The following is a 23,709-nucleotide window of genomic DNA, read 5'->3' as shown; positions in this document are numbered from 1 at the left end:
AAGTGTGCTGCGAGTGACAGGAGACTACTAAGGGATAAGTGTGCCCTTCTGTCATTAGGCAGAAGGGCGTTTTTATTTAATACAGAGCGCCCTTAAAAATATGATTTTAGCCAAAGCTGCAAGCGAAACTAGGACAGCTTGATAGCTGAGGTTAAAAAATAAATTTTTTATGAGGTGTTTGAGTATGTTAAAAAGCAAAAAAGCACTGGTTATGTCAGTGCTGTGCGCAGTTGCCAGCGCAGGCTTCGTAGCATCTGCTAGTGCAGCAGATACTACTATGCAAGGTGATTTGGATGAGATTATTATTGAAGGTAGCAGGAATGCTGTACCAAAGGATTCTTTTGGTAATGTTATTACTGAACAGTCTTATGCAAGGACTGGTGGTGATGTAACTGTAGTAACACGTCAGGAAATCGAAAGTAAGCATTATCAAAACATTACAGATGCTGTTAAGCGTGTGCCTGGCGTTCATATCAATGATATGGGTTATAGAGGTGGCGAATATGGATTTTCGGCTTATAGTCAGCAAGTAACAATTAATGGTGATGGACATGTTGTCGTATTGTTAGATGGACGTAGGCTTGATAATAGTGCTTCAAGTTCTTCTAGCGGATCTTCAAGTTCAAGCGGTAATACATCAATGGTTCCTTTGCATTTAATTACAAGCATTGGAAATGTAGAATCTATTGAAGTTATTAAAGGACCTGGCGCTTCTATTTATGGTGGTGATGCCAGTGGCGGTGTGATTAATATTATTACCAGAAAAGGTGCAACGAAGCCGTCGACAACTATTGATATTGCAACTGGTTCTTGGAAACGTCATACTTATGGATTAGTACATAATGGTTCTTCTGATGATGGTAATTGGCGTTATTTCATGGTCTTAAATCGTGACATGGGCGGAGATACGCATTATAAAGATGGTTTGACAGGTAAAAATTATAAATATTTTGGAACTCATTATAAGGATGATAGTGCTGCTGTTCGTATAGATAGAAAATATGATGATAACCATTTCGTATCATTGTCATATAACTACACGAATAACTGGGACGGATATCCGATTGTGCCTAGAGATTATCGGGCAGCAAGCATTGATAGATTCTTTAGCGGACAAGTAAATATAGATGCTGCAGATGGAAAATCACATGCTCCTATAAATCAAGGTTTTAGAAATAAATGGTGGTATCATGGAGTTTTAGGCAATTTTACAACGAGTAAAACAAGCAATCTTGACTTAACTTATCAATTTAATAAAGATAATAATTTGCCAAGTTATATCCGAGCATTTTCTACTCATAATACTTATGAAGCAGGATGGGTAAAAAATTCTAATTTTAATTTCAGTCCTTCTGGCAATATTACTATGGAGCAATTGAAGGCTTATTTGGATAGTTACAAAGGAGAACATTCTGTAAGCACATATAAGGAACAGAGTAATGGTGTAGAACTCCAGCTTGGTAAAAGGTATGGAATAAATGATATTTTGTTTGGTGTTACGGCAAGTCATGATACATATAACAGAGTAAATCCATCTGCCAATACAACAGCTAACATAAACAGAAATATATTGACTGGCTATTTACAGGATAAAATTCATTTCAGTGATAAATTTGAGTTAACACCTGGTCTTAGATATTTGCATGCTAGTGATTATACGGTAAAAAAAGGTAATGGTGCGGATAAATCACCATCTGATAGTAAAGTCAACCATGTAAGTGGTATGATGGCTACACAATATAAATTTGACGACACAACCAGTTTATATGGTTCTTGGGCTCAAGTATTTAGAGCTAAAAAAGTAACTGATTATGACGCTGTATTGGAGCCTTTGGAAGATGAAAAAGGTAATGTTTACAATGTAGGCTTGAAAAAATCTTTAGGCAAAAAAACTAATTTAGATATAAACTATAGCTATTTGAAAATGGATAATGCTATAGGATCTTATTCAGTGGAAGACTTAACTACAGCAACTGGTACTAAGAGTTATTCGATGAATGCTAAGCAAAGCAAAAAAGCCTTGAATTTGTCTGTAGAACATCAATTTGATGATAATTGGCGTTTAGGTGCTTCTTATACTTATGTAAAAACTGATTTCCATTCTAAAAACTTTAAAACTGTTCCAGATGGTACCAGTTTAGATGATTTATTAAATAAGCAGGTACCAATCAATAATTATCAAATTGACCTTGGCTATGATAAAGGTAATTTTAATGTAGACTTACTGACTACAATTTACTCCGGTAATGATACTGATTATTTTACCAACAATAGATTTGTAATTAGTGATCTGAGTATGAATTATAAACTTAATGAAAAAGCAACTTTATATTTAATTGCTAATAACTTATGGAATACTGCTTGGGAAAATCGTTATATGTACCATATGGGCATTGGAGCATTCCCTCAACAAGGTCGCAGAATTTTAGTTGGTATGCAGTATAAATTTTAATTGATATGCTTGAGAATTACTACGGAAATCATATGGTTTCCGTAGTAATTTTTCAATGTGAGGATATAATGAATAGAATTATAACTATCTTAGTTTGTGTAATCCTAATGTTTATACTATTATTACTTCATAGCAGTGAGAATAACACTGTAAAAAAAATAGAATCTCATTACACTACTGTATCAACAGTTAATTCCCAGCGCAAAAAGGTAGAAATAGGTTTTTCAAAAGTACCACAGAGGGTAATTGCTAATAGAATTTATGTTGCAGAAACTTTAATTGCTTTGGGAGCAGAAAAAAATATTTTAGCTGTTAATTATCAAAACACGGATAGATATAAAGAGTATTTACCACAATATAAAGAACAGGCAGATGATTTAAGTAAAATTACATTTGATAATTTGACAGTAGAAGAAGCTATTAATTTACAACCTGATTTAATAATAGGTTGGTTATCTACATTTAATGGTAAGAGCTTAGAAACAACTGATTTTTGGAATAAACGTGGCGTTAATACGTACATTAATATAACATCTAATGGCTTAACAAAACATGAAACAATTGAAGATCAAGAGAAATTTATATTAGATATGGGAAAAATCTTTCAAAAAGAAGCAGAGAGCAAAAAGTTAGTCGATAATATTGAAAAAGCAATAAAAACTACAATAAGTAGTAAAGGCAAGAATCAAAGGGTTTTAGTATTAGAAAATGGGGGAAGAAATTTTAGAAATTATGACAGTGACACATTGGCTGGAAATATGGTGGAACGATTAAACGGTCAAATTGTATCACAAGGGCGAGTCTTAAGCTATGAAGAAGTGATAAAAATTAATCCAGAAGTGATTTTTTTAGTTTACTTTAATAAGGACAGACTTATTCAACTTAAACAGATATATTCTATTCCGGCGTTAAATTCGGTAAATGCAATTAAGAATAAACGTGTTTATCCGATACGGTTGGATTATATATATACTCCGGGTGTAAGGATTGTAGAAGGCTTAAAGATTATGCGTAAAGGATTATATGATGAATAAAAATGTCTTTAAGGAGAAATGATGATGGTTAATTTTTTGAAGAAGCAGGGGTACTTGTTCATCTGCTTGGGATTGCTTGCTTTGCTGGTAATTGCCTTGTTTTGGGCGTTGTCCATTGGTACGGTAAAGCTGCCGTTGGTAAATATTTATAATACGGTTATAGAGCAGATGTTTAGCGGACAGCCAATCGAAGGCGCTGACCGCGGACCTGTGCATGATATTATCTGGCTGCTGCGCCTGCCGCGTCTGGTGCTGGCTGCCTTAGTAGGCATGGGGCTTTCGGTTTGCGGCGTTATCATGCAGGCTGTAGTAAAAAACCCCTTGGCTGACCCATATATACTGGGCATTTCCTCCGGTGCTTCGCTGGGTGCTACGGCAGCGATTCTGTTGGGCATCGGCGTTGCGCTTGGTGAAAACTTTGTCGGCATTGCAGCCTTTATCGGTGCCTTTGCCATGTCGCTGGGTGTACTGTTTATCTCTAATCTGGGCGGACGCAGCAATTCCGTCAAACTGCTTTTGGCAGGCATGGCGCTGAGCGCAGTCTGCGGTGCGTTTTCCAGCTTTATAGTTTACTTTGCCAATAATAAAGAGGGTATGCAGACTATTGCCTACTGGATGATGGGCAGCTTTGCCGGTGCCAAGTGGGAAACCTTGGCTGTCATCGGACCAATCGTGCTGTTGGCAGTGCTGTTCTTATGGACGCAGAGCCGCATGCTTAATCTGATGCTTTTAGGTGATGAATCGGCGCTGACACTGGGAACGGATTTACATATTTACAGACAGATTTATCTGCTGGTAAGCTCTCTTATCGTAGGCTTTATAGTGTATGCTGCAGGTATGGTAGGCTTTGTCGGCCTGGTAGTACCGCACGTCATTCGTATGCTGGTAGGCACCGACCACAAAAAATTAATACCTGTTTCCGCTATGACAGGCGCGGTATTTCTGGTAATTGCCGACGGCCTATGCCGTGTAATTATTCCGCGCACCGAGCTGCCAATCGGTATTCTGATATCCTTAATCGGCGCGCCCTGCTTCGTTTACCTGATGATTAAGAAAACCTATGGCTTTGGAGGTAACTGATAATGGAGATTTTAGCAGAAGCAGTAAAAATGGCCTTCGGACCAAAGGAAATTCTTAAGGGAATAGATTTCAGCCTGCATAATAAGGAATTTGTAGGCATTATCGGTCCTAACGGCAGCGGTAAGAGTACATTTTTAAAATGCGTTTACCGTGTGCAGAAGCCGACGGGAGGAAAAATTATGCTCAACGGTACGCCGTTGGACGAGCTTTCTTACCGTGAATCAGCTCTGCAGCTGGCAGTAGTAGCACAGCATAATGTTTACAGCTTTGATTTTTCGGTGCTGGAGGTTGTGCTGATGGGCCGTTCACCGCATAAGAAAATGCTGGAGCGCGACAATCTTAAGGATTATCAGATTGCGCGCGAAGCGCTGGCGACTGTAGGTCTGGCGGACTTCGAAGAACGCAGCTTTGCTACCTTGAGCGGCGGCGAGCAGCAGCGTGTAATTTTGGCGCGGGCACTGACGCAGCAGACGGAATGTCTGGTGCTGGATGAGCCGACGAACCATCTGGATATAAAGTACCAGCTACAGATTATGGATATAGTCAAATCACTTGATCTGACTGTTGTAGCAGCGGTACATGATTTAAATATTGCAGCAATGTACTGCGACCGTCTGGTAGCAATTAAAAACGGACAGATTGTAGGTATGGGAACGCCGCGAGAGCTGCTGACGGAAAAGTTTATCTATGATATGTATGAGGTGCGCTGCAGAGTGGATGAGGATGCCTCTGGCAGAATCAATATAGTTTATCTGCCTCAGCACTGGCAGTAGGACGGCGGCGGATAAGGCGCCATCTGCGGCTTCACCGCTCCTCGACGTACTAAAAAATATATTTATTATCTGATTGTCTGAAGCATAAATGATAGTTTTCCGGTAGCTTGTTTTAATGCATAATAAGGCTTATAATATGATTAAAAAGGAAGTACGCCAAAACTGCGACTGCCTAAATATGTTTTTTGTTTGCTTATTACATATGGAAAGAAATAATATTTTAGATATTTTGTTTTAAGCAGGCTATGATAACATGATAAACTAATCATCATATATGGAGTGATAATTATGCAAATGCAATTCGACGGACAACAATATCCTTACGCTTCGCGCCGTCGCGTAGTTTATGGCAGACGCGGTATGGTCTGCACCTCGCAGCCATTGGCCTCGCAGGCGGGCCTGCAGATTTTGCAGCAGGGTGGCAACGCTGTAGATGCAGCCATCGCGACAGCAATTTGTCAGACCGTAGTGGAGCCTACGAATAACGGTCTTGGCAGTGACTGCTTTGCGATTGTCTGGGTAAAGGATAAGCTTTATGGTATCAACGGCAGCGGTTATGCGCCGCAGAACCTGACGGCGGAGGCAGTGCGCGCTGCAGGACATACTGATAAAATGCCCTTCAGAGGCTGGCAGGCTGTGACTGTTCCGGGAGCACCTTCAGCTTGGGCGGAGCTGCACAAACGCTTCGGTCGTCTGCCATTTGCGAAATTATTTGCCCCTGCTATTGATTATGCGGAAAACGGCTATCCTGTTTCACCGATAGTGGCACGCTTTTGGCAGGAGGGCATTGAGGCACTGACGCCGTATAAGGATAATCCTGCTGTTGCGCCCTGGTTTGCAACATTTGCGCCCAAAGGCGTGGCACCGCGTACAGGCGAGCTGGTACGTCTTCCGGACCATGCCAAAACACTGCGCCTGTTGGCGGAAAGCTACTGCGAAAGCTATTATCGCGGTGAGCTTGCCGAAAAAATAGTCGATTTCAGCGAAAAGACCGGCGGTTGCCTGACGTTGGCGGATTTGGCTGATTATCATGCGGAATTTGTTGAACCTGTGCATATTAATTATCGTGGCTATGATGTGTGGGAGATGCCACCAAACGGTCATGGAATTACGGCGCTGATGGCTTTGAATATATTGAAGGGCTTTGAATTCGACGGACGTGACAGCGTAGCAACACTGCATAAGCAGATAGAAGCTATGAAGCTGGCCTTTGCCGATGGCATGCAGTATATTGCTGACCCGCGCTATATGCGCACTAAGGTGGAAGCTATGCTGAGCGAGGAATATGCAGCCAAACGCCGTGCGCTGATTGGCGAGCAGGCCTTGCTGCCGGAAGCAGGCAAACCGTTCTGCGGAGGTACTGTTTATCTGTGTACTGCAGATAATGAAGGAAATATGGTATCCTTTATTCAAAGCAACTACAAAGACTTTGGCAGTGGCGTTGTGCTGCCTGGTTATGGCATCAACTTTAATGACAGAGGCGCAGGCTTTAGCTTGGACGAATCTTCGGATGGTTTCCTGCTGCCGCGTAAGAAGCCTTATCATACAATTATCCCCGGCTTTTTAACTAAGGACGGCGAAGCTGTTGGTCCGTTTGGTGTTATGGGTGCCTATATGCAGCCGCAAGGTCATGTTCAGGTGTTGATGAATACGATTGACTTCCTGCTGAATCCGCAGGCTGCGCTGGACGCACCGCGTTGGCAGTGGATTGATGGGCGCGAGGTGTGGCTGGAGGATCGCTTTGCACCGGAGGTAGTGGAACAGCTGCGCAAGCAGGGGCATGATGTGCGCGTTATGAGCGATTACACCAGCTTTGGCAGGGGCGAAATCATCTGGCGCTGCCCTGACGGCGTACTGGCGGGAGCAACGGAACCGCGGGCTGACGGAACTGTGGCTGCCTGGTAATTTTATAAGTTTGGTGTATTAATAGAATATTCTCAGCATACTACAATAGTAACCTTGCGGTAACTAGCGCACGTGAAAGTGCGTACTTTACAGGACTGCCATTTGGTACTATGATATGTACAGATGATGCGCAACGCATCACGAGGAGGTTAACAGATTATGACACAAGAAACTTTGAATTATGTAAAAGAACAAACTGAAGCTTTAATTGCTGCTCCGAGCTGCAGCGCCGAAGCAAAGACTGCTGCGGAAAAATGGCTGGCTGCTGTTGGTACTGCGGAAGAAGCAGAAGCAACCAAGGCTTATATTGCAGAGCTGGAAGCAGATATCATGCCGATAGACGGGCTGATTGCTTTTGCCGGTTCCGAAGCAGGCGTTGGCGTTTTCGGCGCTGAGCTGGCTAAAAATATTCTGGCACATGCTAAGGAAATCAAGGCTGCCGGTGCGGAGTATTGCGACTGCCCGGCCTGCGCTGCCTGCAAAGCAATTCTGGATAAAAAGGCAGAGCTGCTTTAATTAATCTTCAAAAATAACATTAACCGCTCGTATCTCAGGTGAAGGTGAGATGCGGGCGGTTATAATTTTCTTTCAAAAAAATGCTGCTTGCGGTATAATATAAAAAATACTGAAGGAGGGAAAAGCATGGATAAGTATATAATTATGAATAAAAATATTCCTTTGGTTAAGACAACGATGTCCGCTGCAGGCTATATAACCGAAGTCCTGCAGATATACAATCCAGAAGCCTTTCCTGTAGGTATTTTTACTGATGATTTTAATAAGCTCGCAGACAAATTAAATCAGTGGTGGCGTAGCCGTATTATTCCTGCAAGTCGCGACGGATTGCGCTATATCCTGCATTTGTATGATGTCGAATCTCCAGCGGTTTTAAGTAAGCGCAGCTTGGGGTTGAGCCTGTCTGATCAATATTGGCTGAAGCCTGTCGGCAGTGAGCTTACATGGCAGGATATTAACTTTTTCACTAACGATTTTTCCAAGGAGTTAGGTGAAGCATTTTTCCAAAAGGAGTCCTCCAGGCCTGCAATAAATCCGTTCACGCCGGATGCTTCAAGCAATGGCTGGTTAAAGAAAAAGTGGGTGAAAATCAACGGCATCACGTATCTTGCCAAAGCAGGCTCGGTACCGCTGTTGCAGCAGCCGTATAATGAAATTGCTGCCGCTAATATAGCGGAGGCTCTGACGATTAAGCATGTTCCCTATGAGCTAATTATAGAGGATAATCGTCCGCTGTGCCTGTGTCCTAATTTTATTACTACGGAAACAGAATTTGTTCCTGCTTATTTTGTTAAGGATATTCTTCCCAAGTCGAATAACGATTCTGTTTACGGTCACTTCCTCAGATGCTGCGAGCAGTTGCAAATTCCTGATGTGGCAGGCTATTTACAGCAGATGCTGTGCCTGGATTATCTGATTGAGAATAGCGACAGGCATTATGGCAATTTCGGTTTTATCCGTGATGTTAATTCTTTGAAGTTCATAGGTCCTGCACCGTTGTTTGATAATGGTACAAGCCTGTGGTGCGAATCATTAAATAGCGAAATAGGAACAGAATTACCTGCTATGCCATTTAAAGATATGCAGAAAAAGCAGCTTGCCTTAGTTAAAGAGTGCCTTATTGATATCAATGGAATTGATGCTTGCGCTGAGATAGTATGGAATACCTTGTCGACAAGTCCGTATTTGGATAAAGAGCGCGTTACACGTATCAGCGAAGCAGTTGGTAACCGTGCGCGTGGCCTGAAAAATTATTTGAGTAAGCTAAACTGAAAGTGAGCATCAAAAAACCGCTAAAGCCTTCAGAAAGCCTTAGCGGTACTTTTCTTTTTGGAGCGTCCGAGAAGAATCAAACCTCCGCACACGGTTCCAGAGAAATAGCCTGCTTGTTTTGTAACGATTTCCAAAGTTACTAACTACTTGTCTTTAGTTGTTGGATATAGTATAATGAACATAGAAAAAGTGCTACCGATAGACGGTTGCCTTTAAATCATGTAGTTAAAAAATAACCGCAAGTTTGCAGACTGGGCGGTTATTTTTTTGCGTTTTTACCGAGTTCATAGCCAAATTTGACACAAGCCAAACCGAAGCCTAATAAAGCGAGGACTTCAAGAATATTCATCGGCGCCACCCTCTTTCTTGTAGATTTCCATAAGGATATGGATTCTTGCAATAGGAGAGCCGCAAAGCCCCCCCGAGGAGAGCAACAGCCTACCGCTGTGGTAGCACTAATTAATTTTAACATACGTTTGCAGAAAAGTGAATATAGAGGAATATAAAACCGGTCGATAATATTAGTGAATAAAAAATCCCTTCCCAAACAAATGGAAAGGGTACTTTTCTTTTTGGTGCGCCTGAGAGGAATCGAACCTCCGCACACGGTTCCGGAGACCATTGCTCTATCCACTGAGCTACAGGCGCAAAAACTACAATGGAATTATACCACAGATGTGAAACTTATGCAAAGAAAAGCCTTCTTTTTTGTCTTGTGCGCGCGTATATGTTACAATAATATTATTAATTTAATGAGCATGTATTACCTTGGACATGCGCTTTGAATAGAGGTTGCTTATGAAAGAAAGAAATCCTTATTGTCTGCTGGCCTTTGCAATTGTGCTTATCTGGGCGATGTGGAATTACAATGTTAGCCTAAAACTGCTGGCTGGTATATATGATGTTTTGTTGCCGTTTGTCATTGGCGGTTGTATGGCTTTTATCGTCAACGTGCTGATGAAGAAGCTGGAGCAATATTGGCGCAGAATTTTTAAGCAGAGCGTGGTATCGCGTTTCGAGCGTCCAGTATGTTTGCTTTTGAGCCTTGCAATCATTATCGGCTTTTTGGCCTTCTTTGTGCTGACGATTGTGCCCGAGCTGCATGCTAGCATGAAAATGCTCGTCAAGATGCTGCCGCCGGCGTTGGCTAAGCTGAATATTTATCTGCAGCAGAAGGCGCAGGAGCTTTCCTTCTCGGCAGACGAGCTGGCTGTTGTACAGGCGCAGGCTAAGGAAGTTTATCAGACGATGCTTAATTATCTGCAGAACAACAAGCGTCTTTTGCTGGAGCAGACGTTTTTGGCAACGGCCTCCGTTCTGGAGGTGCTTGCAAGCTGTGTTATCGGTTTTGTCGTAGCAATCTATTGTCTGCTGGAAAAGCATCGTCTTGCGCGCAACTTTAAATGCGTAATTTTTGCCTTTTGCTCGAAGGAGCGCGCTGCTTATATTCTGCATGTATTGCAGACATCAGAGCAGATTTTCCGCGGTTTTGTGGGCGGACAGCTGGTAGTGGCGCTGCTTTTGGGCGTGATGTATTTCGTCGGTATGACGCTTTGCGGCTTCCCATATGCGACGGTCATTTCGCTGCTGGTGGCTGTGCTGAGCCTGATACCGATTCTCGGTACCTTAATCAGTGCTCTTATCGGCTGCTTTTTAATACTGGTGGCCGCGCCGGAAAAAATCTGGTATTTTATCATATTATACATTGTGCTGCAGCGCATCGAAGCTGATTTGCTTTATCCTAAGATTGTGGGTAAGGCTGTAGGTCTTTCGGAGCTGTGGGTGTTGGCAGCGGTGACGATTGGAGCAAGCCTTGGCGGTGTTGCCGGTATGATTGTCTGCGTACCGCTGTTTTCCGTAATTTATGCTTTGCTGGCTGAAAAGGTTAAGCGCCTGCTGGCAGAGAAAAATTTATCTAATTTATAAGATTTGTTAGGCACTTGGCGTTAAAAGTGCTATAATAATAAATTGATTGTAAGCCTGTTATATGCAGGCAGCCTTGAAGATGCAAAGGAGATTTTATGATTACAATACGAGATAAGGTGCGTTTTGTTGAAACTGATATGATGGGTGTTGTGCATCATGCCAATTATCTGCGCTGGTTTGAAATGGGACGTGTAGCATATCTGCGTGCTTGCGGTATTTCCCTGGGCGAGCTGATGGCTGACGGCGTTATTTTCCCGATTACCGAGGTACGCGCCAAGTATAAAAATTCCTGTACCTTTGATGATGATTTTGAAGTACAGGTAAAAATGAGTGCCTTTAATAAAGCAAAAATGGAATTTGATTATACTGTTATCCGCCTGCGCGACGGCGCTGTAGCGGTAGAAGGTCATACGCGCAATGTATTTACCGATAACGAAGGCCACATTGTTCGTCTGAAGCCTGAATGGTATGATAAAATTCAGAAGGTATATGCAGCGGATAAGGCTGCGGAGGAGATGTGAGAGTATGGAAAAATATAAGATTGTTCCTGTGCCGACAAGAATTTTGACTCATCACGATGATATCTGTGATGCTATTCTGGAATATGCCAAGGATAAAATCGGCCCCAATGATGTTGTCTGCACTGCCGAAAGCGTAGTTGCTATTACCCAAGGCAGAGCAATGCGCTGCGAGGAGTTCCATCCGGGACCGCTGGCTAAGGTGCTGTCGCATCTGTTCCCTGCTAAGGGCAGTATCAGCAGCTGGTACAGTATGCAATCCCTGATTGACGCAGAAGGCGGTGCGCGTGTTCTGTGGGCAGTAATCTGCGGCTTTGCGGCTAAATGCGTAGGCGTTAGCGGCACTTTCTACCGCATGGCAGGTAAACAGGCTCGCCTGATTGACGATGTTACCGGCACAATGCCTCCGTATGACAAGCATATTGTTTACGGTCCGGCAGAACCGGAAAAGGTTGCCGAAGCTATTACCAAGGCTTGTGGCTGCTATGGCGCTGCCATTGCCGACGTTAACGATTTGAAGCGCTCTGCAGTGCTTGGCTGGTCTAAGGGCGTTGATCCGGATAAGGTTGCGGAAATCCTCATTGATAATCCTTTTGGCAACGGCAGTGAAAAAACACCAATCTGCATTATCAAGGATTATCATAAGGCGTAAGGGGGAAGCAAGATGCTGATGACGATTGTGGGAGTCCTTGTAGGACTGTTGATTTTAGGCGTTATAATTGTAGGTGTATATATTTCTATTCAGGGTGATGCTGTAATGCGTCTGCTGGTAAAGCAGCGCACCAAGGCTGTTTTGGATAAGGTATATGCCGATAGAATTGATTTTTCCTTAGAGGTACCTTTTGATAACGTAGGCAAGCAGGAGGGTACGATTCTGGATGCTTATATGCGTATTTATCTGCCGCAGGAGCAGTATGGCGACGTGCTGCTGCGTGGCAAGGTTAACCGCGAAGGTTACCTGCGTGATGACGATTATTTTGAAGCAATGCTGGTTCCTGCTGGCACCGGCGAAAAATTTGTCCTGCGCTTTGAGGCTTATGCCAAAAACGGCAAGAGCTTAGAGGAAGCAATGGAAAATATTCCTGATGTTGATGTTGCTTTGTTTGCTGATTGCCGCGGTCGCCGTGAGCTTTACACTGTAAAGGAATACTTTACTCTGACTGCGGATGAAATGCGTGCTTTGGTCAAATAAGCTGATACTTTTATGTGTTGTCTTTAAAACTATATAAATGATACTTTATTATGGATGCTTCTCTGCTGTGGGAGAGGCATCCATTTTTCTTTGCCTTGAAAGTTATGAGAGATAATTTGCAAAAAAAATTCAAAAAAATGCAGTTTTTGCTCAAAAATGATTGATTTTGCGTGAAAATGGTTATATAATATCTGCAAGAGGAGAGATGCTCATGTTAACGCAAGAAAGATTTGAAGAAATCATCCGCATTGTCAAGCGTGACGGTGCGGCGACCGTACCGGAGCTGGCAAGGCTTCTGGAAACCTCGGAGTCCACTATCCGCCGAGATTTGGTACAGCTGGACAGCTTGGGCAAGGTACGCAAGGTGCATGGCGGTGCGACTGCTGTGCGCGAGGCGGAGCCTGTGCAGGAGCGCAACATGCAGGAAAAATACAGTCGTAATATTGAAGACAAGCGCACGATTGCTGCGTATGCGGCAACGCTGGTGCGTCCCAACGATTTTATTTTTCTTGATGCAGGCTCGACAACCGAGCAGCTGGCAACCTACCTGACGGAAAAGGATGCTGTTTACGTGACGAATGGTATTACGTTGGCGCAGAAGCTGGCGCAGCGCGGCCTGAAAACACTGCTTATAGCAGGGCGCGTGAAGGCAACAACTGATGCGGTAATCGGCACGGAGGCGGTTGCTTCCCTGCAGCATTACAATTTCAGCAAGGGCTTTTTCGGAACGAACGGCATTACTGTGGAAGAGGGCTTCACAACTCCTGATATCGAGGAGGCCATGAATAAGCGTGTGGCAATGGAGCATTGCCATAAATGCTATGTGCTGGCGGATGCCAGCAAGTTCGAGGCACTGTCGAGCGTGTCCTTCGCCCCGTTGTCTAAGGGCGTGATTATTACGGCTGCGCAGGAGGCTCTGAATGTTAACTCCTATAAGCAGCATACGGAGGTGATTGTGCTTTGATTTACACTGTGACCTTTAACCCTTCCTTGGATTATGTGGTTAAGGTTGATAATTTTGCAGTAGGCGAGATTAATCGCACCCAAGTAGAAAATATATATCCGGGTGGTAAAGGAATCAATGTTTCGCTGGTGCTGCAAAATCTGGGGCTGCAATCGGTAGCCTTGGGCTTTACAGCCGGCTTTAGCGGTACAGAAATAGAACGCCTGCTGCAGGAGGCAGGCTGCCGCTGCGATTTTATTCGGGCTGCTGCAGGCTACTCGCGGATTAATACGAAGATTATTTCGGACTCGGAAACGGCGCTGAACGGTCAGGGACCGCAGCTGAGCAAGGAAGAGCTGCAAAAGCTTTTTGCTAAGCTGCAGGGACTGACGCAGGATGATATTTTAGTGCTGGCAGGAAGCATACCTGCTTCGCTGCCGGATGATATTTATGAGCAGATTCTGGAGCTGCTGCAGCCTGCTTGCACACGGGTTGTGGTAGATGCTACTGGTGATTTGCTGCTCAAGGTGCTGAAATATAAGCCGTTTTTAATCAAACCAAACCATGAGGAATTAGGAGAGTTCTTTGGCCGGGGACCGTTGCTGAATGAGGAGGATATTCTTGCTGCTGTACTGAAGCTGCAGCAGCAGGGAGCACGTAATGTGCTGGTTTCGCGTGGAGCGGACGGAGCTGTACTGTTGGACGAAAATGGCAGGCAGCATATGATGGCTTCACCGAAGGGTAAACTGGTAAACTCTGTTGGTGCTGGTGACAGTATGGTGGCCGGCTTTTTGGCTGGCTATCTTAAAACGCAGGATTATGAGGAGGCGCTGCGCCTGGGCGTAGCCGCAGGCAGCGCAAGCGCGTTTAAGGATTGGCTGGCAACAAGTGATGATATTGATAAAATTATTTTACAGGGCGTGACTAATAAATAAAAAAGAAGGGGCAAAAATAAGATGAAAATAGTTGATTTGCTGAAGGTAGAAAGCATTGATCTTAAAGCGCAGCCTAAGGATAAGGCAGCAGCGCTGGAGCATTTGATTACGCTGATGGAGAGCGGCGGTAATCTGCTTGATAAGGACGAATACAGAGCCTGCGTGTTGCGTCGTGAAGAGGAGGGCAGCACGGGTATCGGTGAAGGCATTGCCATTCCGCATGCCAAGACAAGTGCTGTAAAGGCACCGGGACTGGCAGCTATGCTGGTAAAGGACGGCGTTGACTTCGACAGTCTGGACGGCGAGCCTGCGAAGCTGTTCTTCCTGATTGCTGCACCTGATACGAAGGATAATGTGCATCTTGATGTGCTGAGCCATCTGAGCATGCTGCTGATGAACGATGATTTCCGCAGCGAGCTGCTGAATGCCGGTAGCGCCAAGGACTTTTTGGCAGTTATCGAAAAATACGAAAACGAAAAATTTGAAGACGAGGAAGCAGAAGCACCGGCAGCAGAGCCTGCGCAGCAGCGCAAGGTGCTGGCTGTTACTGCCTGCCCGACAGGTATTGCACATACCTATATGGCAGCAGAGGCTTTGCAGGAGATGGCCGGTAAGATGGGCGTTGCAATGAAGGTTGAAACCAATGGCAGCGGCGGCGTAAAAAATAAGCTGACGGCAGCAGAGATAGAAGAAGCCGAAGGCATTATCGTGGCTGCTGACAAGAACGTGCCTGTGGAGCGCTTTGCCGGCAAGCCTGTTATCTTCGTCAAGGTTGCTGACGGTATCAACAAGCCGAAGGAGCTTATCGAGGAGATTCTAAGCGGTAATGTTCCTGCTTACGCAGGCAAGGGCGGCAGCGAGACGACTAGTGACGTGGCAGATGCTGAGGAAAGTCTGGGGAGACAAATTTATAAGCATCTGATGAATGGCGTTTCGCATATGCTGCCGTTTGTAATCGGCGGTGGTATTCTTATCGCACTGGCTTTCCTGTTCGATATGGAATTTGCCGGCACGGCTAAGTTTGGCAGCGGTACGCCGCTGGCAGCCTTCTTCAAGAATATCGGCGGTCTGGCATTCAGCATGATGATGCCGATTCTGGCAGGCTATATCGCAATGAGTATTGGCGAACGTCCGGCACTGATGCTTGGTATCGTGGGCGGCTTTTTGGCAGCCTCCGGCGGCAGCGGCTTCTTCGGCGCGCTGTTTGCAGGCTTTATCGGCGGTTATCTGATTTTGGCATTGCGTAAGGTATTTAGCGTACTGCCCGACAGTCTGGAAGGCCTGAAGCCGATTCTGCTGTACCCTGTTATCGGCCTGCTGCTTATGGGCATCTTGATGACCTACGTTATCAACCCGCCGACTGCAGCCTTCAACCAATGGCTGGCAGGTGCGCTGGCAAGCATGAGCACAACCAGTAAGGTACTGATGGGCTTTGTATTGGGAGCTATGATGTCCATCGATTTCGGCGGTCCTCTGAACAAGGCAGCTTATGTATTCGGTACTGCTTCCTTGGCAGCTGCTGACGGCAGCGCTGTAAGCAGTGAGATTATGGCTTCTGTTATGATTGGTGGTATGGTACCGCCGCTGGCGATTGCACTGTGTACTATGCTGTTTAAGAGTAAATTTACTTCTAAGGAGCGTCAGTCCGGTGTGACCAACTTTATCATGGGCCTGTCTTTTATTACCGAAGGCGCTATTCCCTTTGCAGCAAGTGACCCGTTGCGTGTAATTCCGACCTGCGCTTTGGGCAGCGGTGTAGCCGGTGCTTTGTCCATGGCCTTTGGCTGTAGCGTTCCGGCACCGCATGGCGGTGTATTTGTTTTCGGCGTAGTGCAGAACTGGCCGATGTATTTTGCAGCTCTGGCAGCAGGCAGTGTGCTGGCAGCTGTGCTTATGGGGTTTGTTAAAAAGAACGTGAACGAATAATATAGAGAGAAAAAAGATAAAAACAAAAATAGGATTTTAAGGATTTAGCGGCAGAATATTGTTATTAGCGAAACGGAGGAAATAAAAATGAAACAATTTACTTATGTTATTACTGATGAAGCAGGTATCCATGCACGTCCGGCAGGACTGCTCGTGAAGGAGGCTGCAAAATTTGCCAGCAGTACCACCATTGCCAAGGGTGCTAAAAAAGGTGATTTGAAGCGTATCTTCGGTGTTATGGCCCTGGGCGTAAAAAAGGGCGAAGAGATTACTGTTACCTGCGACGGTGCTGATGAGGATGCAGCGGCAGCAGCTTTAGAGGCTTTCTTCCAAGCTAACCTGTAAGTTCGCAGTAAGAGTGATTTTTCGCGAGGTGATAAGATGCTTTCATTAAAGGGTAAGGGCGTTTGCGGCGGCGTAACGCTGGGAACCTTAGCTGTACTGCGCCGTAATACAGCAGCAGTTAAACGCTGTAAGGTGCAGAATGCCGAGGCTGAGGTTGCACGCTTTCAGACAGCGCGTCAGGATGCTATAGATAAGCTGGCAGAGCTTTATGAAAAGGCTGTTGCAGATGTAGGCAAGGATAATGCCGCTATTTTTGAAATCCATCAGATGATGCTGGAGGATCTTGATTATATTGAGTCCGTTGAAGGCATTATCCGCACACAGCAGGTTAATGCGGAATATGCAGTGCAGACTACCGCAGCTAATTTTGCAGAAATTTTTTCTTCGATGGAAGATGATTATATGCGTGCGCGTGCTGCCGACGTCAAGGATATTTCCAACAAGGTGCTTGGCTGCCTGGGTGATGCAGGCAGCAGTTGGGAAAGCGGCAGCGGCAGTTACATTCTGGCAGCGGATGACCTGGCACCCAGCGAAACCGTGCAGCTTGATAAATCGCGTGTGCAGGGCTTTGTGACGGCAGCAGGCAGTGTAAATTCCCATACGGCAATTCTGGCGCGCACGATTGGCATTCCTGCGGTTGTCAACACAGGCAGCAACATCGGTGAGGAATATGACGGCAAGCTGGTAGCGGTTGACGGCTATACCGGTGAGGTTTTCGTTGATCCTGATGCAGCTACGCTGGAGCGCATCAAGGCGAAGATGGAGCAGGATGCACAGCATAAAAAGCTGCTGGAGGAGCTCAAGGGTAAAAAGAGCATCACCGGCGGCGGCCAGCAGGTGCATGTATATGCCAACATCGGCGGCACGGGCGATTTAGCCAGCGTGCTGGCGAACGATGCAGAGGGCATTGGCCTTTTCCGCAGCGAATTCATTTACCTGGAAAGCAAGGATTATCCGACGGAGGAGCAGCAGTTTGAAAAGTATAAGCTGGCAGCGGAAGCAATGGCCGGCAAGCGTGTTATTATCCGTACGCTTGATATCGGTGCCGATAAGCAGGCTGATTATTTTGAACTGCCGCAGGAGGAAAATCCGGCGCTGGGTTATCGCGCAATCCGTATCTGCCTGGAAAGACCGGAGCTGTTTGCTACGCAGCTGCGTGCTATCTGCCGCGCTTCCGCTTATGGCAAGCCGGCAGTGATGTTCCCGATGATTATCAGCGTAGAAGAGGTGCGCAAGGCGCGCAAAATTCTGCGCGAGGTGCAGGCGGAGCTGAAACATGCAGGCGTACCCTTTGACTCGAAGATGGAAGTCGGCATTATGATTGAGACGCCGGCGGCAGCGCTAATTAGTGCAGAGCTGGCGAAAGAGGTTGATTTCTTCAGCATCGGTACGAACGATTTAAGTCAGTATACCTTGGCAATCGACCGCCAGAACCAGCGGTTAGAGCCGTTCTTTGATGCACACCATCCCGCAATTTTGCGCCTGATTGAGATGACGGTGCAGGGAGCGCATGCAGCAGGCATCTGGTGCGGCGTCTGTGGCGAGCTGGGCGCTGATTTGAGCCTGACGAAGGAATTTGTACGCATGGGCATGGATGAGCTTTCCGTAAGCCCGGCAAGCATTCTGCCGCTGCGCAAAAAAATCCGCAGCCTGTAATTTTTACTTATACTCAAATTTATATATAACGCATGAAAATACCCCTGACAATGCGTGAGCAGTATCAGGGGCAGCTTTCGGCGTCAATGCTTTATATTCTTTTGTGCAGAACCGGTTTTATGGCCGGTTCTTTTTTTTAGAAAAGATTATTTTAATCAGAAAAACAAAAAACACCGCAATTTCTTGCGATGTAAGTTTCAAAATGGTGAACCTATCAAGAGTTCCTGCGAACATTAAGTTCAAAATATATGCAACGCATTTTGATGCGATTTTTGCGTTTTATAAAAAGAAAAACAAGAAAGAATCAATTTAATTGTTTAACGAGAGAATAAGCCAGACAGGTAGAGAGAAATATATATAAATTTCTTTGCCGTTTGGCTTTTTCAATTTTACTTTTTTCCTCTTTGGCGTACAGTTCGAAGGATGCATTCGCATTCTTCAATAATAGCTCCGTCGTCTTCGATTTGGCTTGCCAGGTCTCCAGCTCTTTGTGCAGCAGATTTAACTTCATCTGCTGCTTTTTCAATTCCTCGTTGTAGGTCTTGTTGTGATTTTTGAGCGTCGCCAAGTTCAGCTCTAATTGTGTTAGCTCGGTCTCGCTGATCTGGTACATCTTCTGGGGGACGGCTTCTGCATATCCAGAGTAGGGCGCCGAAAAACAGCACCAAAAAAATAACCATACAAGCAAGCCTTTTGTTTTGATTGTCATTCATGGATTCCTCCAATCAGAAGCAATAATTTCCGTCAAACTCACAACCGTTGATTAAAAAGCGGTCAGTGTATTGCCACATCTTAGCGTTAGGCCAATCGCAGCTGCCACCCCATTGCGCGCACCAATATGGCACGTAGTCGGCCAATTGTTTCGTGGCGATTTTATTTTCCAGCCAGTCAAGAGATGCGTAGATGCCGCAGCTGTAGCCTGCCGCGTTAAGAGCTGAGACGAAGGCAGAGCACATAGCTGTCAGCTCTGCCGTGCTCGGCATTCCGTGGCGTTGCTTATAGCCATCTGCGTCCTCCATATCATACCAAACGCCCATGTGGAGCTTTTCCGGAGTCAAGCCGCAGTCAATCAATGTTTGGATAACAAATTCAGCTTCCTTACGAGCGCTTCTGGTGTTGAGAGCGTAGCTGTAAAAGTATACGCCGATTTTGAGGCCGTGCAGCAGAGCATTGTTAACATTTCTGTATAATTCTCTATCAAGATGTCCGTTACCATAACCGATACGGATAATAGCGAATTGTACACCGCTGTGAGCTACTTCCTGCCAATTTACACGACCGTTATTTTCCGATACGTCAATTCCTCTTAGCATATTTATACCTTCTTTTTTTTGATAACATCAACTAATCCTTGTACAGCCTCAACGCCAGCAGCGTTGAGGTTTTCTACTATACTTAGTAATTCCGTTGCCGTTAAGTAACCAATAATGGTTCCTACTGCCCATGTTGGTTTATACAGCTCAACCATAATCAGATCTGCACTGGCAGCTGCCATGACGCACAAAAGATAGACGCAAATTTTACCTAAAAATCTGTGCTTCATTACTTCGGAGGAAATCAATCCTTTGCTGCGAGCTACTTTTATACCGATAAGCGATTGCAGCACAGTAGGATTTTGTCCTTGGCTTATGAGATAGTCATGGGCGATAGCAATCCACTTAGTTAAACAGTCCAAAAACACAAGAACGCTGAATGCGTAAAAAAGAATAGCATGTTTGTGTAACAATAGAGCTAAGATTGCTGCTAATGTTACCTTATAGCTCCAGCCATAATAAAGAGTTTGTGCTGCAGCTAGTGCTGAGTCAGTAAAGAGTCGGTAGTTCATAAATACCCTCCTAATTTATAGAAATAAAGATTAATTCAACTTTGAATTGTTTACCGACGTTGGCTTTCGAAAACATACGCACAGCATCAGAAGTTATATCTTGGGTATATTCATAAAAACCGGGCACATAACTTTGATACTGAATGTTTGGGAATTGAATAGTGACACTTGTGTTTGTTTCCACCGATGTTACTTTAACAGTAACATTATATTTTCCGCCACTAACCCCCTCAATATTAAATGCAAAATCTAAGTAGCCACTATAATAGCATAGCATCACAAGAGTAACAGCTTTGCCTTCATGCTGCACGCTGCCTTCGACCTCGCCTATGGTTGCGTTGTAACGAGAATAGCCATATTGATAGCCTGCTTGTCCCATTGTCATTATAAGGGCGTTACCTACATCACTACTTTGAGGTTTCATTAAGATACGATTAATGCTCATTCAATCACCTCATGCTAATTTAGTAGCCTGTGCAATGCTAGTAATAGTACCGCTTGACTCTTTCATAATTAAAATATTTAACAGTAACCCGCTAGCTGTTATCGCCAAATCAGAAGCACTGCCCACATATTTCAACGTGCCAGCATCAGTGATGCTTAAAGAGTAAGAAGCGGAAGAAGTAATATAAGCAGTAAACAGCGTAGATTCTCCTGCATCCAAGGCTGCTATCAAGCTCGACATACTCAAAGTAAATGCACCTGTTGCATTATAGCATGCCATTGTTTTAGAAGGTGAATCATAAGCTCCGCTGCTACGTGGTGTTACATACTTTTCAAAGTCAAATTTTAAGCGTTGAAAGTTTTGCTGAGCTGTCCATGTGTTCTGCGTAGACGTGCTTACACCGCCACCGGAAGTAGTGATATTTACATTACCATTACTGTCAGGTTTTGTGCCATTTACGCTCTTAACCACTTCGCTAATATCAGTTTTCTTAGCGTAAGTATCTGTAATAACATTACCTGCTGCGTCTTTTCTGGCATATTCTGCTGTGCCTGTCTTATCCAATTTGCCACTCAGAGCAGAATGGACAGCCTTATTCGCAATAGCATTATTGGATGTAGCGGACAACGTAGTATCTACAGTGACGTTTGAGCCACCGCTGGTGCTGATGTTGACGTTACCGGAGCTGTCCGGAGTTAAATTGTTGATACTTTTTACGCAACCGCTCAGCTCGCTTTTAGTAGCATAAGTGTTGATTATCACATTGCCAGAGCTGTCTCTTGTCGCATAGGCAGCCGTACCTGTCTTCTCCAGCTTATTATTTAGTGCAGCGTAAACAGCCTTGTTAGCAATCGGGTTATTTGATGTACTTGATAATGTGGTATCGACAGTAATATTTGTGCCGGTCCCGCCGCCACCGGTGCTGATATTGATATTACCGTTGGTATCAGGCTCTTGGTTATTAATTGTTTTAACATAGCCGCTGAGGTCCGACTTGCGGGCATAAGTATTAACAATTACATTTCCGTAACTGTCCTGCGTAGCTTTTGTAGCAGCTGCTGCCGTCCCTGTCTTATCCAGCTTATTATTCAATGCAGCGTAAACAGCTTTATTAGCAATAGCGTTGTTTGATGTACCGGATAATGTAGCATCAACAGTAATGTTAGATCCGCCACCACTGCTACTGATGTTGACGTTGCCGGCACTGTCAGGCTTCATATTATTGATTGACTTCACATAGCTGTTGAGGTCCGTTTTTCGGGCATATGTGCCGCTGATGATATTACCGGAGCTGTCCCGCTCAGCATAGGTTGCAGTACCATTCTTCTCCAGCTTATTGTTTAAGGCTGCATAGAGCACCTTATTTTGCACAGGGTTGGTACTGGTCGATGATAACGCAGAGTCAACGGTGATATTTCCACCGGTCCCGCCACCGCTGCCAGTTCCACCATTTCCATTAGACGATTGAGAATACAGTACCTCAAAATTGTTCATGATATAATCAAGAATTCCTGTATTGGTTGCATTTGTCAATGGCGTTTTTTTGCCGTAACTGCCAATTTGCAGGATGTTGTCGTCTTGGTCCCTTATTTCTCCGTGCTGAAAAGATTGTTTTTTCACGTTGTCACCTCCGATTGATCCATGACGGTATAACCTTCGTCGCTGTTTTCCAGAGCAATAAATGACGCGCGACCGGTAGAAGCAATTGTTTCGATTGCCATGTTTGATGTTATGGTTTTTATGTTTAGTGTGCAGTAAGATGGGCCAAAGGTACTATTTCCTGTTATTAGCCATACTTCTGTATATAAGGTTATTAGCGCTCCATCAGGTATATTCGATGCATTTAGCGATAATTCAACTGTTTTAGATTGATATTCAGTTGTTTCTACATCTTGTGATGTTGCAACAAGTTGATTGTTTACCAATAATTTGACACGAATTCCTGTCTTTGCTTTAATATCATATTCTATCCACTTGTTTAGATATGCATCGAATTTTTTGACATGTTCATATGTGCCGTAAGCCATAGCCGTCATATTGATAGTTATATCTATATTCTTAGGTAGCTTTATAGGTATATTGTAAGAGTTGTTTGGCACTAGCTTTTCATTTTCGATATATCCGCCATTTATAGTTTTGTTTATTAATATATCACCGCCACTTGTGCCGGCCGTTAAAATACTTCTGCATCTTACATAAAATCCTTTGTTAGTGATGTCATAAGCAAAACATTGTACTACTGTGTTGAAGCCATCATATGCATCAACATAGGAAGCAAGATCGATAGGAGTACAGATTACTTTGGGAACATATTTCCATGGGTTTGTAAATTTTACATATTGCCCATCTTGCGCGGTGCCTATTATCTGCTTTTTAACCATTGCGTATTTTTTGCCGTATTCGTCAAAAAACGATATGCCGCTATAATCAAACATCGTATAACTTCCATCCGTTTCGGCCACTTTTAAGCCGTCTCCTGAAAGAGTTACAGCGCCGCCAACAACCTTTAGAGCGCCGCCTAAGCTAATCGTTTCTGCCGCCAGCTTGTCGGCGCTTACAGAATTGGCCTGCAGCATGGCTTTGGAAATGATATTGTTATCAAAGACGGTTTCGCCGGTAATGTGGATGTATTTGCCGTCAATCTTTACGCCTTCTTTGGACAAATTTATTTGATTTATGATGTCTTCTGATTTTACTCGTAGATTGATGGAGTCTCTTAGCTGAGTAATTGCCGAATAAGAGCAATCTTCAGCTTTTCCGTTAAGCTTTGTAACTATGCTCGTAATGCTATCGGCGTTTTGTTTGACACTGGACGTAATTTGCTCATTGATCTTGTCTTGATTGTTTTTGTTTGATTGGACGGTTAGGGTTATGCTGTCGGCGTTTTGCTGTAGCTGGCTTATGCTGTCGCTGTGCTTGCTGACGGTGGTAGTTATGCTATCGGCCTTCTGCTGTAGCTGGCTTAT

General features: G+C 44.5%; 21 protein-coding genes, 1 tRNA gene and 1 pseudogene. 16 read left to right on the top strand and 7 right to left on the bottom strand.

Translation table 11 applies throughout. From position 1 onward, the window contains the following. The first annotated feature begins 184 nt into the window (after positions 1–184). The 7 genes from Q7Q81_RS05170 to Q7Q81_RS05140 all read left to right on the top strand — a co-directional run bounded on the left by Q7Q81_RS05170 (position 185) and on the right by Q7Q81_RS05140 (position 9,032). Positions 185–2,452 carry a TonB-dependent receptor plug domain-containing protein gene (locus Q7Q81_RS05170; RefSeq protein ID WP_304274154.1) on the top strand — a complete coding sequence of 756 codons (2,268 nt, stop codon included), beginning with the start codon at positions 185–187 and terminating at the stop codon, positions 2,450–2,452. 68 nt (positions 2,453–2,520) lie between these two features. Further along, positions 2,521–3,486 (top strand): ABC transporter substrate-binding protein, encoded by a 966-nt coding sequence (locus tag Q7Q81_RS05165; RefSeq protein WP_277259285.1) that lies wholly within the window; start codon positions 2,521–2,523, stop codon positions 3,484–3,486. A gap of 24 nt (positions 3,487–3,510) precedes the next feature. Beyond that, positions 3,511–4,566: a FecCD family ABC transporter permease gene (locus tag Q7Q81_RS05160; RefSeq protein WP_368502111.1), complete on the top strand. Its 1,056-nt coding sequence runs from the start codon at positions 3,511–3,513 to the stop codon at positions 4,564–4,566. Positions 4,567–4,568: 2 nt separating this feature from the next. Beyond that, complete coding sequence (locus tag Q7Q81_RS05155; protein WP_304274147.1) at positions 4,569–5,339, top strand: ABC transporter ATP-binding protein; 771 nt, start codon at positions 4,569–4,571, stop codon at positions 5,337–5,339. Positions 5,340–5,633: 294 nt separating this feature from the next. After that, positions 5,634–7,244, top strand: a complete 1,611-nt coding sequence (locus tag Q7Q81_RS05150) for a gamma-glutamyltransferase family protein (RefSeq protein WP_368502110.1) — start codon at positions 5,634–5,636, stop codon at positions 7,242–7,244. Between the two features lie 159 nt (positions 7,245–7,403). Beyond that, positions 7,404–7,760 carry a molecular chaperone Hsp90 gene (locus tag Q7Q81_RS05145; RefSeq protein ID WP_304274142.1) on the top strand — a complete coding sequence of 119 codons (357 nt, stop codon included), beginning with the start codon at positions 7,404–7,406 and terminating at the stop codon, positions 7,758–7,760. A gap of 126 nt (positions 7,761–7,886) precedes the next feature. Beyond that, positions 7,887–9,032, top strand: a complete 1,146-nt coding sequence (locus Q7Q81_RS05140; RefSeq protein ID WP_304274139.1) for a hypothetical protein — start codon at positions 7,887–7,889, stop codon at positions 9,030–9,032. 573 nt (positions 9,033–9,605) lie between these two features. Here Q7Q81_RS05140 and Q7Q81_RS05135 read toward each other — a convergent pair. Further along, positions 9,606–9,680: transfer RNA gene (locus tag Q7Q81_RS05135), tRNA-Arg, on the bottom strand. 150 nt (positions 9,681–9,830) lie between these two features. On the opposite strand from Q7Q81_RS05135, the gene Q7Q81_RS05130 reads away from it, so the two are divergent. The 9 genes from Q7Q81_RS05130 to ptsP all read left to right on the top strand — a co-directional run bounded on the left by Q7Q81_RS05130 (position 9,831) and on the right by ptsP (position 18,473). Further along, the gene (locus Q7Q81_RS05130; RefSeq protein ID WP_304274137.1) at positions 9,831–10,958 is read left to right on the top strand and encodes an AI-2E family transporter; all 1,128 of its coding nucleotides are present in this window, start codon (positions 9,831–9,833) and stop codon (positions 10,956–10,958) included. A 95-nt stretch (positions 10,959–11,053) separates the two neighbouring features. Continuing rightward, complete coding sequence (locus tag Q7Q81_RS05125; RefSeq protein WP_009146111.1) at positions 11,054–11,479, top strand: acyl-CoA thioesterase; 426 nt, start codon at positions 11,054–11,056, stop codon at positions 11,477–11,479. Between the two features lie 4 nt (positions 11,480–11,483). Beyond that, on the top strand, positions 11,484–12,128 hold the full coding sequence (locus tag Q7Q81_RS05120) for a coenzyme F420-0:L-glutamate ligase (RefSeq protein WP_210684837.1): 645 nt from the start codon (positions 11,484–11,486) through the stop codon (positions 12,126–12,128). Between the two features lie 12 nt (positions 12,129–12,140). Continuing rightward, entirely contained in the window at positions 12,141–12,668 is a 528-nt protein-coding gene (locus tag Q7Q81_RS05115; protein ID WP_304274136.1) for a hypothetical protein, read from the top strand. 211 nt (positions 12,669–12,879) lie between these two features. After that, positions 12,880–13,632 (top strand): DeoR/GlpR family DNA-binding transcription regulator, encoded by a 753-nt coding sequence (locus Q7Q81_RS05110; RefSeq protein ID WP_304274134.1) that lies wholly within the window; start codon positions 12,880–12,882, stop codon positions 13,630–13,632. Next, entirely contained in the window at positions 13,629–14,546 is a 918-nt protein-coding gene (gene pfkB / locus Q7Q81_RS05105) for a 1-phosphofructokinase (protein ID WP_304274132.1), read from the top strand. The genes Q7Q81_RS05110 and pfkB overlap by 4 nt, the downstream gene beginning before the upstream one ends. A 21-nt stretch (positions 14,547–14,567) precedes the next feature. Beyond that, positions 14,568–16,472, top strand: a complete 1,905-nt coding sequence (locus Q7Q81_RS05100; protein ID WP_304274128.1) for a PTS fructose transporter subunit IIABC — start codon at positions 14,568–14,570, stop codon at positions 16,470–16,472. 87 nt (positions 16,473–16,559) lie between these two features. Then, positions 16,560–16,817 carry an HPr family phosphocarrier protein gene (locus Q7Q81_RS05095; protein WP_304102682.1) on the top strand — a complete coding sequence of 86 codons (258 nt, stop codon included), beginning with the start codon at positions 16,560–16,562 and terminating at the stop codon, positions 16,815–16,817. Positions 16,818–16,853: 36 nt separating this feature from the next. After that, entirely contained in the window at positions 16,854–18,473 is a 1,620-nt protein-coding gene (gene ptsP / locus Q7Q81_RS05090) for a phosphoenolpyruvate--protein phosphotransferase (RefSeq protein ID WP_304274125.1), read from the top strand. A 304-nt stretch (positions 18,474–18,777) separates the two neighbouring features. On the opposite strand, the gene Q7Q81_RS05085 is transcribed toward ptsP, so the two are convergent. From Q7Q81_RS05085 to Q7Q81_RS05060, 6 genes and pseudogenes are all read right to left on the bottom strand, one after another. Further along, positions 18,778–19,182, bottom strand: coding sequence for a hypothetical protein (locus Q7Q81_RS05085; RefSeq protein WP_304274122.1), 405 nt, complete (start codon positions 19,180–19,182; stop codon positions 18,778–18,780). A 16-nt stretch (positions 19,183–19,198) separates the two neighbouring features. Continuing rightward, positions 19,199–19,786 (bottom strand): GH25 family lysozyme, encoded by a 588-nt coding sequence (locus Q7Q81_RS05080; RefSeq protein ID WP_304274119.1) that lies wholly within the window; start codon positions 19,784–19,786, stop codon positions 19,199–19,201. 2 nt (positions 19,787–19,788) lie between these two features. After that, positions 19,789–20,298, bottom strand: coding sequence for a phage holin family protein (locus Q7Q81_RS05075; protein WP_304274117.1), 510 nt, complete (start codon positions 20,296–20,298; stop codon positions 19,789–19,791). A gap of 10 nt (positions 20,299–20,308) precedes the next feature. Beyond that, a complete protein-coding gene (locus Q7Q81_RS05070; protein ID WP_304274115.1) occupies positions 20,309–20,743 on the bottom strand; it encodes a hypothetical protein in 435 nt (144 codons plus the stop codon). A 9-nt stretch (positions 20,744–20,752) separates the two neighbouring features. Beyond that, entirely contained in the window at positions 20,753–22,363 is a 1,611-nt protein-coding gene (locus Q7Q81_RS05065) for a hypothetical protein (protein WP_304274113.1), read from the bottom strand. Beyond that, positions 22,360–23,709: pseudogene (locus Q7Q81_RS05060) on the bottom strand (hypothetical protein); the annotation flags it as partial. The gene Q7Q81_RS05065 and the pseudogene Q7Q81_RS05060, both read right to left, overlap by 4 nt.

Origin of the sequence: Phascolarctobacterium succinatutens (assembly GCF_958453765.1) — a bacterium.
GTDB classification, from domain to species: Bacteria; Bacillota; Negativicutes; order Acidaminococcales; family Acidaminococcaceae; genus Phascolarctobacterium_A; species Phascolarctobacterium_A succinatutens_B.
The sequence above is the reverse complement of the archived record's forward strand: the minus strand, read 5'-3'. Positions and strand labels throughout refer to the sequence as shown.